Annotated in this window: 10 protein-coding genes; 7 read left to right on the top strand and 3 right to left on the bottom strand. The window is 72.1% G+C overall.

Annotated elements, in window-relative coordinates; all coding sequences use genetic code 11:
- Nucleotides 1-31: 31 nt before the first annotated feature.
- The 5 genes from AB0I79_RS10110 to AB0I79_RS10090 all read left to right on the top strand — a co-directional run bounded on the left by AB0I79_RS10110 (nucleotide 32) and on the right by AB0I79_RS10090 (nucleotide 5,536).
- Nucleotides 32-733 carry a TetR/AcrR family transcriptional regulator C-terminal domain-containing protein gene (locus AB0I79_RS10110; RefSeq protein ID WP_357869739.1) on the top strand — a complete coding sequence of 234 codons (702 nt, stop codon included), beginning with the start codon at nucleotides 32-34 and terminating at the stop codon, nucleotides 731-733.
- Between the two features lie 13 nt (nucleotides 734-746).
- On the top strand, nucleotides 747-2,375 hold the full coding sequence (locus tag AB0I79_RS10105; protein ID WP_357869736.1) for an AMP-binding protein: 1,629 nt from the start codon (nucleotides 747-749) through the stop codon (nucleotides 2,373-2,375).
- Between the two features lie 66 nt (nucleotides 2,376-2,441).
- The gene (locus AB0I79_RS10100; protein WP_357869734.1) at nucleotides 2,442-4,058 is read left to right on the top strand and encodes a PucR family transcriptional regulator ligand-binding domain-containing protein; all 1,617 of its coding nucleotides are present in this window, start codon (nucleotides 2,442-2,444) and stop codon (nucleotides 4,056-4,058) included.
- 18 nt (nucleotides 4,059-4,076) lie between these two features.
- On the top strand, nucleotides 4,077-4,463 hold the full coding sequence (locus AB0I79_RS10095) for a cupin domain-containing protein (RefSeq protein WP_357869731.1): 387 nt from the start codon (nucleotides 4,077-4,079) through the stop codon (nucleotides 4,461-4,463).
- Nucleotides 4,464-4,504: 41 nt separating this feature from the next.
- On the top strand, nucleotides 4,505-5,536 hold the full coding sequence (locus AB0I79_RS10090) for a class I SAM-dependent methyltransferase (protein WP_357869728.1): 1,032 nt from the start codon (nucleotides 4,505-4,507) through the stop codon (nucleotides 5,534-5,536).
- Here AB0I79_RS10090 and trpS read toward each other — a convergent pair.
- Nucleotides 5,533-6,495, bottom strand: coding sequence for a tryptophan--tRNA ligase (gene trpS, locus AB0I79_RS10085; protein ID WP_357869724.1), 963 nt, complete (start codon nucleotides 6,493-6,495; stop codon nucleotides 5,533-5,535). The two genes, AB0I79_RS10090 and trpS, sit on opposite strands and share 4 nt — an antisense overlap.
- Nucleotides 6,496-6,757: 262 nt before the next feature.
- On the opposite strand from trpS, the gene AB0I79_RS10080 reads away from it, so the two are divergent.
- Nucleotides 6,758-8,227: a phosphodiester glycosidase family protein gene (locus tag AB0I79_RS10080; protein ID WP_357869721.1), complete on the top strand. Its 1,470-nt coding sequence runs from the start codon at nucleotides 6,758-6,760 to the stop codon at nucleotides 8,225-8,227.
- A gap of 58 nt (nucleotides 8,228-8,285) precedes the next feature.
- Here AB0I79_RS10080 and AB0I79_RS10075 read toward each other — a convergent pair whose 3' ends face one another.
- Complete coding sequence (locus tag AB0I79_RS10075; RefSeq protein WP_357869718.1) at nucleotides 8,286-8,744, bottom strand: Lrp/AsnC family transcriptional regulator; 459 nt, start codon at nucleotides 8,742-8,744, stop codon at nucleotides 8,286-8,288.
- 98 nt (nucleotides 8,745-8,842) lie between these two features.
- On the opposite strand from AB0I79_RS10075, the gene AB0I79_RS10070 reads away from it, so the two are divergent.
- Entirely contained in the window at nucleotides 8,843-9,472 is a 630-nt protein-coding gene (locus AB0I79_RS10070) for a LysE family translocator (protein WP_357869715.1), read from the top strand.
- Between the two features lie 163 nt (nucleotides 9,473-9,635).
- Here AB0I79_RS10070 and fxsT read toward each other — a convergent pair whose 3' ends face one another.
- Complete coding sequence (fxsT, locus tag AB0I79_RS10065; RefSeq protein WP_357869712.1) at nucleotides 9,636-12,638, bottom strand: FxSxx-COOH system tetratricopeptide repeat protein; 3,003 nt, start codon at nucleotides 12,636-12,638, stop codon at nucleotides 9,636-9,638.
- Between the last annotated feature and the right edge of the window lie 992 nt (nucleotides 12,639-13,630).

Below are 13,630 nucleotides of genomic sequence, written 5' to 3'. Positions count from 1 at the left end.
AACACTGTGCGAGTGGATTTATCCTTGGTGCATGGCAGGCAAGACGTTCTCCTCGGTGTGGCTGCGCGAACCCCGCAAGGCCGCCAGTCCAGGCCGCACCCGGGAGGAGATCGTCAGGGCCGCCGTCGAGCTGCTCAACGAGGAAGGGCTGTCCGGGCTGAGCATGCGCAGGCTCGGCGCGAAGCTGAGCGCGGGCGCCACCAGCCTCTACTGGTACGTCGCCAACAAGGACGAGCTGCTTGAGCTGGTCTACGACGAGGTGTGGGGCGAGATGACGGTCCCCGACACCGACGAGGTGGGCTGGCGGGAGGCCGCCTCCGTCCTGGCCCACAGCATGCGCCAGGTGATCCTGAGTCACCCGTGGTCGGCCGACCTGATCGGCCGCCTGCCCGCGCTCGGCCCCAACGCGCTGCACGTGGCCAACGAGATGCGCAGGATGTTCAAGCAGGCCGGGTTCACCGGGCTGGACACCGACTACGCCATCGCCACGCTGACGGCCTTCATCTTCGGCATGACGATCCCCGAGATCGCCTGGGCCGCCAAGTCGGGCACCGAGCGGTTCGACGTCGAGCAGATGAAGTCGGCGGTCATCCAGGTCTCCGAGAGGTACCCGCACATGCGGGAGAGCTTCGAGATGACCGAGATGGAGGATCCGCGCGTCGTGCGGGAGGTCGCCTTCGACTTCGGGCTCGTGTCGGTGCTCGACGGTCTTGAGCGGCGGCTGCCGACGTAGCAGGATCCACGACATGAGCGATTTCCGTGCCGCCCGCGACTTCCTGCTCGGGGCCGACGCCGCCACCGCCCGCCGCGACTTCCGCTGGCCCGAGCTCGGCGCGTTCAACTGGGCGCTCGACTGGTTCGACGGCGTGCTGGCCGCCGAGACGCCCGGCGCCGTCGCTCTCAAGATCGTGGGCGAGAGCAGCGCCACCTACACCTTCGCCGAGCTGTCGGAGCGCTCGAACCAGGTCGCCAACTGGCTGCACGAGCAGGGGGTGCGCCGGGGCGACCGGGTCCTGCTGATGCTGGGCAACCAGGCCGAGCTGTGGGAGTCGCTGCTGGCCGTGATGAAGCTGGGCGCGGTCGTCATCCCCGCCACCACGCTGCTGACCGGCAAGGACATCGTGGAGCGGATCGAGCGCGGGCGCGTGTCCCACGTCATCGCCAACGCCGCCGACGCGGGCAAGTTCCCGGCCGGCGAGTACACGAAGATCGCCGTGGGCGACGCCTACAACTGGCTGCCCTTCCACGACGCCTACCACGCGCACGACCGTTTCACCCCCGACGAGCAGACCCGCGCGGGCGACACGCTGCTGCTCTACTTCACCTCCGGCACCACCTCGCAGCCGAAGCTGGTCGAGCACACCCACGCCTCCTACCCGGCCGGGCACCTGTCGACGATGTTCTGGATCGGGGTGCGGCCGGGCGACGTGCACCTGAACGTGTCCTCGCCGGGGTGGGCCAAGCACGCGTGGAGCAACGTGTTCGCCCCGTGGAACGCCGGGGCCACCGTGCTCGTCCACGACTACCGGCGCTTCTCCGCGCCCGCGCTGCTGGAGGTGCTGCGCGAGGAGCGGGTGACCACGTTCTGCGCGCCGCCGACGGTGTGGCGGATGCTCATCCAGGAGGACCTGGCCGCGTGGAAGCTGCCCCTGCGTACGGCCGTGGCCGCCGGCGAGCCACTGAACCCCGAGATCATCGACCAGGTGGCCAAGGCGTGGGGCATCACGATCAGGGACGGCTACGGCCAGACGGAGACGACGGCGCAGATCGGCAATGCCCCGGGCGAGGCGGTCAAGGCCGGCTCCATGGGGCTGCCGCTGCCCGGCTACGACGTCGTGCTGATCGACCCGATCACGGGCGAGCAGGGCAACGACGGCGAGATCTGCCTGCCGCTGGACGACCGCCGTCCCCTGGGCCTCATGTCCGGATATGTCGGGGGGTCGACGGAGGCCATGCGCGACGGCTTCTACCACACGGGCGACGTCGCCACCCGCGACGACGAGGGTTACATCACCTACGTGGGCAGGACCGACGACGTCTTCAAGGCCTCCGACTACCGCATCTCGCCGTTCGAGCTGGAGAGCGTGCTGCTGGAGCACGCCGCCGTCGCCGAGGCCGCCGTGGTGCCGGCGCCCGACCCGGTACGCCTGGCCGTGCCGAAGGCGTACGTGACACTCGCCCCGGGGTTCGAGCCGGGCGAGGAGACGGCCCGGTCGATCTTCGAGCACTGCCGCAGGGAGCTGGCCCCGTACAAGCGGGTGCGGCGGCTGGAGTTCGACGAGCTGCCCAAGACCATCTCGGGCAAGATTCGCCGCGTTGAGCTGCGCGTACGCGAGCCCCGCAAGGAGTACCGCGAGGAGGACCTGAATCCATGACAAGGGGAGCAATGTGTAAATTGACCCATGGCCGTTCTTACAGGCTGATCGGCTAGGCTCTGCCCCGTGTTGCCCACCATCGCCGACGTCCTCGCCCTGGAGACCGTGCGCCGGGGCAGCCCGCGCGTGGTCGCGGGCGCCGACCGGCTCGACACCAAGGTGCGGTGGGTGCACGTGGGCGAGATCGCCGACATCGCCCACCTGCTGCGCGGCGGGGAGCTGGTGCTCACCACGGGAGTGGCCCTGCCGGAGGACCCGGAGAAGCTCGCCGACTACATCGGCGAGCTCTCTTCCGTCGGGGCGTCCGGGCTGATCGTGGAGCTGGGCCGCAGGTTCGTCCGGGAGCTGCCGAGGGCCGTGGTCAACTCGGCCGAGGAGCACGGGTTCCCGGTCATCGTGCTGACCCGCGAGACGCCGTTCGTGCAGATCACCGAGTCGGTGCACGAGCGCATCATCGACATCCAGCTCGAGGAGCTGCGGGCCTCGGAGCAGTTGCACGAGGTCTTCACCGAGCTGTCGGTCGAAGGCGCCTCGCCGGCCGAGGTGCTGGCCCAGGTGGCACGCCTGTCGGGGCGTCCGGTGCTGCTGGAGAACCTGGCACACCAGGTGCTCGCCGCCGAGTCCGCCGGGCGCGACGCGGGGACCTTGCTGGCCGGGTGGGAGACCAGGTCGCGGACGGTGGCCCCGGCCGAGCGCACCGCGTACGACCCGGCCTCCGGCTGGCTGGTGACCACGGTGGGGGCGCGCGGGCAGGACTGGGGGCGGCTCATCCTGCTCTGCGACGCGGCGCCGTCGCCGCGCGACATGGTGCTGGCCGAGCGCGCCGCCACCACGCTCGCGCTGGGCCGCCTGCTGGAGCGCCACCAGGAGTCGCTCGAACGCCAGGCGCACGGCACGATCATCACCGGCATCCTGACCCACGCCTACGCCGACCCCGACGAGGCCGCCGCCCGCGCCCGCGCGGTGGGCGTGCCGCTCACGGGGCGCAAGCTGATCAGCGTGGTCATCCGGCCGACCGAGCACATCGACCAGGCCCTCGACGGGCAGGCGCAGCTCGGCGAGCTGGCCGAGGCGACCGCCGCCGCCTGCCGCGACGCCCGCCTGCCCGCCCTGGTGGGCGCGCTCGACCAGGAGCGGGTGGGGGTGCTGCTGCCGCTCCCGCCGCGCACCCAGGCGGAGCCCGCGCTCACCTCGCTGGCCGAGCGGCTGCGCGTGCTGTGGGGTCCCGGCTCGGCGTTCGTGCTGGCGGCGGGCTCGGTGGTGGAGTCGATCAGGGACGTACGCCGCAGCTTCCTGGAGGCCGAGCAGGTGGCGGACGTGGCGGTCCGCCAGCCGGACGGCCGCCCCTTCTACCGGCTGCCCGACCTGCGCCTGCGCGGCCTGCTGCACCTGCTGCGCGACGACGCCCGGCTGCAGACGTTCGCCGAGCGGGAGCTGGGCCCGCTGCTGGCCCACGACGCGCAGCGCGGCGGCGACCTGACCCGGATCCTGCGCGTCTACCTCGACTCGGGCCGCAACAAGGCCGTCGCGGCGCAGAAGGCCCACCTGTCCAGGCCCGCCTTCTACGACCGCCTGCGCCGCCTCGAACGCATCCTGGACACCGATCTGGACGACGTCGAGTCGTGCCTCTCGCTGCACGTGGCGCTGCTGGCGCTGGAGTCCTTCCGCCGGGAGAGCCGCTGATGTGCTGGAATGGGCGATATGTCTGATGTGCTGGTGCCCGACGTGGCCGACCTCAGCCGGATGCTCGCCACCGCGGGAGCCTTCTCCGTGCCCGTCCACGACGTACGGCTGACCCCCGACGAGCTCGACCCCGCGCAGATCGTCGCGGGCGATCCCGTCACCTCCTCCCTGGAGCTGGGGGACGGCCGGGGCATCTGGGAGATCACGCCGGGCGTCGTGACGGACGTGGAGAGCGACGAGATCTTCGTCGTGCTGTCGGGGCGCGCCACGATCGCCGTCGAGGGCGGCACCACGATCGAGGTGGGCCCCGGCGACGTGTGCCTGCTGGCCGAGGGTGCGAGAACCACCTGGATCGTGCACGAGACGCTGCGCAAGGTGTACCAGACCCGGGCGGGCACCGCGTAGGACGCGCGTCGACCGGCCTCGCGCGACCTACCGTCGCAAGTGTGCCCCTCTTCTTCAACGCTCTCGAAGCCGCGGCCCACCGGCTGTCGATCGTGCCTCCGATGTTCGACTACTTCGGCGCCATGGGCCTGCACGCGCTCGTCGCGGCGGCCAGGACGGGGATCTTCGACGCCCTGCGGGAGCGCCCGTCCACCGGCGGTGAGCTGGCCGCCGCGCTCAACCTCGACCCCCACGCGACCGGCGTGCTGTTACGCGCCCTGACCGGCCTCGGCTACCTGCGGGTCAGGCGCGGCCGCTACCGCCTGACCCGCACCGCTCGGCGCTGGCTCACCACCGCCTCGCCGACGTCGCTGCTGCCCGGCCTGGCCTTCTGGGAGCGCACGGCCTGCGTGATCTGGCCCGGCCTGGAGAAGGCGGTACGGAACGGCACGCCCGCCACGCCGTTCTACGCGTCGCTGGCGGCCGATCCCGAGCTGTCGCGCTCGTTCCACGCGTGGTCGGCGGCGGTGGCCGCCCGGCAGGCGCCGGCCACGGCGCGCAGCATCCCCGTGCCGCGCGGCGCCCGGCACGTGCTGGACGTGGGCGGCGGGCACGGCCTGTTCAGCCTGGCCCTGCTGCGCCGCCACCCCCGCCTGCGCGCCACCGTGATCGACCTGCCGGACGCGCTCGAAGCCGCCGCCGCCCACCCCCGGCTGACGTTGCGGGCCGGGTCGTTCCTGGAGGACGACCTGGGCGCCGGGTACGACGTCATCCTGCTGTTCAACATCATGCACGGGCTGAGCGACGAGGAGGCGGCCCCGCTGCTCCGGCGCCTGGCGGCGGCGCTCGAACCGGGCGGCGTGCTCGTGGTCGGCGACCAGTTCGGCGACAGCCACATGCCTGGCCGGGCCAGCCGCACCCTGCTGCGCCTGCTGGACCTGAACTACCTGGTCACGGTGGGCGGCAGGGTGCGCGGGCTGGACGAGACCGCGAGCCTGCTGCGGGCGGCCGGCTTCCACCGGATCCGCCACCGCCGCCCGCTCGGCTCCCCCACCACGGAGCTGGCGGTGGCCTGGAGCCCGGTCCGCCGCTAGAAACCCATCGCGGCCTGCACCTCCTCCAGCGTGCGGACCGCGCGCTCGCGGGCCCGCTCGTTCCCCTCGGCCACGATCTGCCTGACGTCGCCCTCGGTGAGCTCCGCGCGGCGCTTCCTGATCGGCCGCAGGAACTCGTTGACCGCCTCCGTGACCACCCGCTTGAGCGTGACGGCGCCGCCGTCGCCGATCTCCTCGGCCAGCTCGGCGGGCCGGCGATCCAGGCACAGCCCGGCCAGCGTGAGCAGGTTGGCCACCTCGGGCCTGCGCTCCTCGTCGAACGTGATCAGCCGCTCCGCGTCGGTGCGGGCCTTGCGGATGAGGGCGGCGGTCTCGTCCTCGGTGGCCGACAGCGCGATCGCGTTGCCGCGGCTCTTGCTCATCTTGCCGCCGTCGAGCCCCTTCAGCAGCGGCTGCGCGCCCATCATGGCCTCGGGCAGCGGGAAGACCTCGCCGTAACGCTCGTTGAAGCGGCGCGCCACCAGCCGGGCCACCTCCAGGTGCGGGAGCTGGTCCTTCCCGACGGGCACCAGCGTGCCCTTGCAGAACAGGATGTCGGCCGCCTGGTGCACCGGATAGGTGAACATCAGGCCGCTCACGGCCGACTGGGAGCTGTGCGCGATCTCGTCCTTCACCGTGGGGTTGCGCCGCAGCTCGGCCACCGACACCAGGCTCAGGAACGGCAGCAGGAGCTGGTTCAGCTCGGGGATCGCGCTGTGCTGGAAGATCGTGACCTTGGCGGGGTCGATGCCGACCGCCAGGTAGTCGAGCAGCAGCTCGGTCGTGTGCCGCCGGATCTCGCCCGGCAGGTCGCGGTCGGTGATCACCTGGTAGTCGGCGATCAGCACGTACATGGGGTGGAGGTCCTGCAGCCGGACCCGGTTGGCCAGCGAGCCGAAATAGTGGCCCAGATGCAGCGGCCCTGTCGGTCGGTCACCCGTCAGCACCACGTCGTTCATCAGGTCTCTCTCCTTCGGGATCATTGCCGTCCCGGAGAGGAACCCTTCGCTTCTGGGGGCCGTCTCAGGGACGGCCCACGCATGGGAAACTCAGCGGCCGTCTGCCGGCCGCCACCACATGCGCAAGCGGGTCATGCCTCATAGGCTACCCGGTTCTTGTGTCGATTCCGTAACCTCTTTACTCCTTTGGCGCGTTCGGCTGCCCCGGAGACCTTGATCTCGCCACTATGGTGCGGTCCCTTTTCCGCCCTCTGGAGAGTTCATGTCTCGACGCACCCTCGCCGGCGGCCTGGCCATAGCCGCGGCGCTCACCCTCACCGCGTTGCCCGCGACAGCGGAGCAGCAGTCGGTGCGGTTCCCGTCGGCGAAGTTCCCACTGGGCGCACGGCCCGTGCCGACCAAGACGATGACCGCCGTGGCGCAGGGCATCGACCTGTACGACGTGAAAGCCGGCACGTCCACCGACGGTTACACGGTGAGCATCCTGATGCCCAACGGCCGCGACGCCGGGTCGCGCACGGCGGCCGAGACCGTTGCCGCTGAGGTGGAGGCGGCCGGTGAGACGCCCAGCGTGCAGGAGGTGGTCCGGCCTGCCGTGGCCGACGCCCCTTCCCAGACCCTTTACATGGTCCGCGTCGGCCTGTGGCCGTTAAAGGACAAGAAGAAGGCCGACGAGATGGCCAAGAAGCTCAAGGACGCGGGCCTGAAGGTCAAGGTCGACTACCTCGGTGACGACGGGGTCAAGACCACCGGCCCGTGGAACGTCAAGGTCGCCCTGATCGACGTCAGGACGTTCCGCGGCTCGTACGCCGCCTCGCTCGGCGCCAGCGTCGCCAAGCGGGAGACCGTCTCGTCGATGGTCAAGGCCCGCAAGGCGCTGCTCGGCGTCAACGGCGGCTTCTTCAACATCCACACCTCCCCTGCGCTGCGCGGCGAGCCCCTCGGCGCGTCCGTCGTGGGCGGCAAGCTGCTCAGCGAGGCCGTGCCCGGCCGCTCCGCCGTCGTGCTGAAGGGCCGTACCGCGAAGATCACCGAGTTGCGGTCTACCGTGACCGCGATCTCGCAGGACGGCGAGAAGGTCGAGGTCAACGGCATCAACCGGGCCGCCACGACGGACGAGCTGCTGCTCTACACGGAGGAGTACGGCGCCAAGACACCCACCGGCGGGGTCGACGCCGTCATCGACGCGAGCAACAAGGTCGTCGGGCTGCGCGCCTCGGGCGGCGCGGTGACCGCCGGCATGCGGGTGCTGCACGGCAACGGCGTGGCCGCCGACTGGCTCAACGAGCACGCCTGGCAGGGCTGGAAGGTCGAGATCGACACCAAGCTCGTGGACCTGCGCACGAAGCGGGCGCTCCAGCTCACCCCTGAGCTGAACGTGGTCGCGGGCGGCGTCGGCCTCGTCCGCAACGGCAAGGTGAAGATCACCGCCAAGCTGGACGGGCACGACTCGATCAACATGATCCTGCGCCGCCACCCGCGCACGCTCCTCGGCACCACCCGCAACGGCAGCCTGATCCTGGCCACCATCGACGGGCGCCAGCCCGGGGTGACGGTGGGAGCCAACTTCGTGGAGGCGGCCCAGTTCATGCGCTGGCTGGGGGCCACGCAGGCGATCAACCTGGACGGCGGCGGCTCCACGGCCATGGTCGTCGGCAACAAGGTCGTCAACCGCCCCTCGGACGGCGCGGAGCGCGCCGTCGGCGACGCCCTGCTCGTCCTGCCTCAGTAATTAATCGGGCCCGGCGGGGACTCCAGCGAGTCCCCGCCCACCCGTGCGTGCCCGCCGATCAGCCCGTCACCGGCAGCCCGGTGTCCGCTTTCACGGCCTTCATCGCCAGGTGCGACGTCACCTGCGCCACCCCCGGCAGCCCGGACAGCGTCTCGGAGTAGAACCGCTCGTACGCCGCCAGATCCGCCACCGCCACCCGCAGCAGGAAGTCCGGATCCCCGAACAGCCGGTACGCCTCCACCACCTCCGGCATCCCCGACACCCGCCGCTCGAACTCGGCCACCGTGTCCTGATCCTCATACCTCATCACCACGGTGACGAACGCCTGGAACCCCCGCCCCACGGCGCCCCCGTCGAGCAGCGCCCGATACCCGCGGATCACCCCGCTCTCCTCCAGCTGCCGCACCCGCCGCAGGCACGGCGACGGCGTCAGCCCCACCCGGTCGGCCAGCTCGGTGTTGCTCAGCCGCCCGTCCCGCTGCAGCTCCTGGAGGATCCTGCGGTCAATCGCGTCCATGACGCAATATCCTGCCACGCACCGCCGCTGCCCGGCATGAATCCACCATCGTGTGCCACCCCTGCTCGGCTACCGTCGCAAGCAGGAGGAGATACATCATGGACACCGAGCTGCTGCTCCTGTTCCTGGGCATGGACCTGCTGCTGATCTGCACGCCGGGGCCGGACATGCTCTACGTGCTGGCCCGCTCCCTCGGCCAGGGCCGCAGGACCGGGCTGACGGCGGTGGCGGGGATCTGCTGCGGGTACGCCGTGCACACCGTCCTGGCCGCGGCGGGACTGGCCGCCGCCCTCCGTGCCGTGCCCGCCGCGCTGCCCGCGATGCGCTACGCCGGAGCGGCGTACCTGGTCTTCCTGGCCGTCAGGACGTTGCTGTCGCTGCGCTCCCGCGAGGCCAGGCCGCTCGGTGCGCCGTCCGCCGAGCCGCGCGGCAAGGTGCTGCGGCAGAGCACGCTCACGGCCCTGCTCAACCCGAAGGGCCTGCTGCTCTACCTGTCGCTGATGCCGCAGTTCATCTCGACCGGGACCGGTGTGCCGCTGGAGCTCCAGCTCACCGCGCTCGGCCTGCTGCACGTCGTGAACTGCGCCCTGCTCTACGGTCTCGTCGCGGTCGCCACGGCACAGGCGAGCACCGCCCTGACCGGCACCCCGAAGGCGGCACGCCGGATCTCGGCGGTCTCGGGCACGCTGCTGCTCGTGGTGGCCGCCGCCACCCTCGGCACCCACTGACCACCTCCTGATCCCGGCAGCGGCGGCCGACCAGCCTCCGCGCCACCGGCCGACCGGCCCCGCGCAGCCGGCCAGCCTCCGCACAGCCCACCAGCCTCCGCGCAGCCCGCCAACCTCCGCGCGGCCGACCGGCCTCGGCGCAGCCGGCCGGCCTCGGCGCCCGCTAGGCACGCTCGCGCCAGTAGGCGAGCTGCTCCCTGGTCGTGCGGGTCGCCGGATGGCCGGGGCCGAGCACCCTCTCCCTGATGGGCAGGAGGGCCGCGTACTGGTCGCGCGCCGCCGCCGGATCCCCCGCCTGCCCCGTCCAGTACGCCAGGTTGGCGCGGGCGGTCAGCGTGTCGGGGTGCTCGGGGCCGGAGACCCGCTCCCTGACAGGCAGCAGGGCCGTGTACGCGTCCCTGGCCGCCTCCGCGTCACCCAGCTCGCCGATCCACCGCGCCAGCTCGTGCCTGATCGTCAGCGTGTCGGGATGCTCGGGGCCGAGCACCCGCTCCCGTACGGCGAGCAGGCCCGCGTACTGCCCCCTGGCCGCCTCCGCGTCCCCCGCCTGCCCCGTCCAGTAGGCCAGGTTGTGCCAGGTGATCAGGGTGTCCGGGTGCTCGGGGCCGAGGATGCGTTCCCTGATGCGCAGGAGGCTCGCGCACTGGTCGCGGGCCGCCTCCGCGTCGCCCGCCTGGCCGGTCCAGTAGGCCAGGTTGTGCCGGGTGGTCAGGGTGTCGGGATGCTTGGGGCCCGAGGCGTGCTCGCGGCGGATGAGCAGCTCGGCGTACTGGTCGCGGGCGGAGACGGCGTCGCCCAGCTCGCCGGTCCAGCGCGCCAGCTCGTGACGGGTGATCAGGGTTGCGGGGTGCTGGGGGCCGAGGACGCGTTCCCTGGTGGGCAGGAGAGCCGCGTAGTGGTCGCGGGCCGCCGCCGGATCGCCCGCCTGGCCCGTCCACTGGGCGAGGTTCGCCCTGGCCATCAGGGTGTCCGGGTGATCGCGGCCCTGGACGCGTTCCCTGATCGGCAGCAGCGCCGCGTACTGGTCCCTGGCCTCCGCCGCGTCGCCCAGCTCGCCCGTCCAGCGCGCCAGCTCGTGCCTGATCGTCAGCGTGTCGGGGTGCTCGGGGCCGGACACGCGCTCGCGCACGACGAGCAGAGCCGCGTACTGGTCCCTGGCCGCCTGCGCCTCGCCCAGCTCGCCCGTCCACCGGGCCAGCTCGTGCCGGTTGATGAGCGTGGACGGATGCTCCGGGCCCTGGACGCGCTCGCGGATCGGCAGCAGCGCCGCGTACTGGTCGCGGGCCGCCGCCGGATCCCCCGCCTGCCCCGTCCACTGCGCCAGGTTCGCCCTGGCGGCCAGCGTGTCGGGGTGGTCGGGGCCCTGGACCCGTTCCCTGATGGGCACCAGATCGGCGTACATGTCCCGGGCCGCCGCCGCGTCGCCCAGCTCGCCCGTCCAGCGGGCCAGCTCGTGGCGGATGGTCAGCGTGTTCGGATGCTCGGGCCCCTGCACCCGCTCGCTCACCGGCAGCAGCTCGGCGTACTGGTCCCGGGCCGCCCTCGCGTCGCCCAACTCGCCCGTCCAGCGGGCCAGCTCGTGCCGGAGGGTGAGGGTGACCGGATGCTCGGCGCCCACCTGGCTCATCCGGATGGGCAGCAGCTCCGCGTACTGCCGGCGCGCCGCCGCCGCGTCGCCCAGCTCCCCCGTCCAGCGGGCCAGCTCGTGCCGGGCGGTCAGCGTGGACGGATGCTCGGCCCCCAGCTTCGCGGTCAGCGCGTCGCAGATCTCCCGGAACAACGACCTGGCCGTACGGTAGTCGCCGCTCGCCCCCAGGTACTGCGCGGTCTTGTCCATGCCCGGCGAGATCGGGGGCAGCGCGGCCAGGATGTGCGGCAGGAGCAGGGCGTACCGGGGCCAGGCCGTCACGCGGGTGGGCTCGTCGGGCAGCACCGACTCCAGGAGCACCGCGGCCGCGTCCCGCCACCGCCGCTGCTCGTGCGGCGCGAGCTGGTCGATGGTCACTGCCTGGACCAGGCGGTGCACCGACACCGTGCCCTCCACCGGCTGCCCGATCAGGCTGTGGCCGCGCAGGGCGCCGACGGCGGCGTTGATCGCGAGCGGGTCGCGCGGCAGCTCCTGCAGCACCGCCACCGCGCTCATCCAGGGGCGGAATTCCCGCACCAGCCGCACCCGCGAGCCCGGCAGCCGCCCGTACGCCCGCTGCCGCTGCACGTCGTCGGCGAACAGCTCCCGCGCCGTACGCCCTTCGAGCGGTGACAGCAGCAGGTGGTACGGGATGGCCTCGTGCGAGTAGCAGGCCAGCACCCGCAGCAACGCGATCGCCTGCCGGCTCGTGCCCGCCAGGTTCCTGAACGCGAGCTGCCACGTCGTGGTGATCCGCTCCTCGTACCCCCAGGCCTGCCCCTGCGCGAGCAGCCCGGCCCGCTGATCGTGAAGCAGGTCCAGGTACTCGCCCAGGGCCAGCCCCGTCTCCGCCATGAACGCCGCCGCCTGCTCAAGCGCCAGCGGCAGCGCGCCCAGCTCGGCCACCACGGCCGAGGCCGCCGCGGCGTCGTCCTGCCCCGACCGCGCCAGCACCAGCGCCACCGCCGGCTCCGGCTCCAGCACCGGCAGCTCCAGCCCCTGCTCGCGCGGCCAGGTCCCGGACCTGCTGGTGATCAGCACGTGCCCCGGCCCCGCTGGAGGCAGAAAAGGGCGCAGGGCATCAGCCTCCGGCGCGTTGTCGAAGATCAGCAGCCAGGGGTCGGTACGCGCCGCCAGCGCGGCATGCACCTGATCGACCGGGTCGGCGGCGTCCACGGTGTCCCTCAACCCCAGCAGCGCCGCCAGCCTGGCGAACGCGGCGGAGAGCACGGCCGGGTCGGCGGCGGGCAGTTGCCAGACGAGCTGGTAGTCCCGCAGGTGGCGATGGGCGTACTCCAGGACCACGCTGGTCTTCCCGACCCCGCCCAGCCCGTGCACGGCCACCACGCACGGCATGGTCCTGCCCCCGGCCAGCCGCGCCCGCAGCTCCGCCACCATCTCGTCCCGCCCGAGCAGGCGCGGTGGGCGAGGCGGGAGTTGCACCGGGCGGGTGGGGACCTGGGGGCGTGGCGGCAGCCGCACATCACCGACGACGTCCACGTGCCCGACATTCACGGCCGTGGCCCCGTCGCCGGTCATCGCCACTCCGGAATTGTCGCCTCCCACCTCAATGGAACGCTCCAACCGCCTGGCGCGTGACCCCCGCCATCTAGGGGTCCGCCCAGGCGGCGGGCCATCCTGCGCAGGAGACGAATCCGCCTGAGCAGGAGGGGAACCAGCCTGGACGGGAGGGGAACCAGCCTGGGCGGAAGTCGCCTCAGCCCGCCCGGAGGGCGAACCAGCTTGGGCGGCAGACGACCCGCCCTGAACGGGACGCGACCCGGTCTGGGCTGGAGGCGACCCGGTCTGGGCTGGAGGCCACCCGGCCTGAGCGGGAGGCCACCCGGCTTGCGCGGTGGGGGAACCGGGCGGCGCGGCGTCGCCTGTCAGGGCGGATGTGCCTGCCGGAGTGTCACCTGTCGCTCCGGATGACCCATCCTCGCCGGTCGCTACTGGCGGTCCCGCCAGTGTCGCAGCCTCCCCTGCCATGCCGGAGCCTCCCGCCAGGGCAGGTCCGGCCGACGCAGGTCCGGCCGGCTGGCCCATGCCACATCCGGCGAACCCGCCCTCGTGCGGCGACAACCTCGCGCTGATCCGGCGCCGCGCGATGACCAGCACAGCCGCCACGAACAGCCCGAACATCCCCAGGGAGACGCTGATCAGGCTGTCCTGCTCACCCAGCACCATTAACAACGACCCAGGCATCCCATACATGTCAGCGACAAAGTCCGTCACTCCCGCCGCCACCAAAGTGAGCGAAATCGGGGTAAGCGTCCAGACGAGGAGACTCGGTCGTCGGCGATTACGCCGACCGGGTCCAGGCGTGCGTCCTGAAGGGGAAGAAGCCGTCACTCTTCCAGAGTGACCCGGACCCCTGAGGGTCGCCACCGGAACTCCGTCATGCCCGGAAAGCACCCTATGCATGGGGAAATGAAAAGGGCCCCGACCAGTGCTGGTCGGGGCCCTCCCCTATAAAGATTGTCCGGCGGTGACCTACTCTCCCACACCCTCCCGAGTGCAGTACCATCGGC

The sequence above is a fragment of the Nonomuraea sp. NPDC050202 genome, assembly GCF_040656115.1.
Classification (GTDB): Bacteria; Actinomycetota; Actinomycetes; order Streptosporangiales; family Streptosporangiaceae; genus Nonomuraea.
The sequence above is the reverse complement of the archived record's forward strand: the minus strand, read 5'-3'. Positions and strand labels throughout refer to the sequence as shown.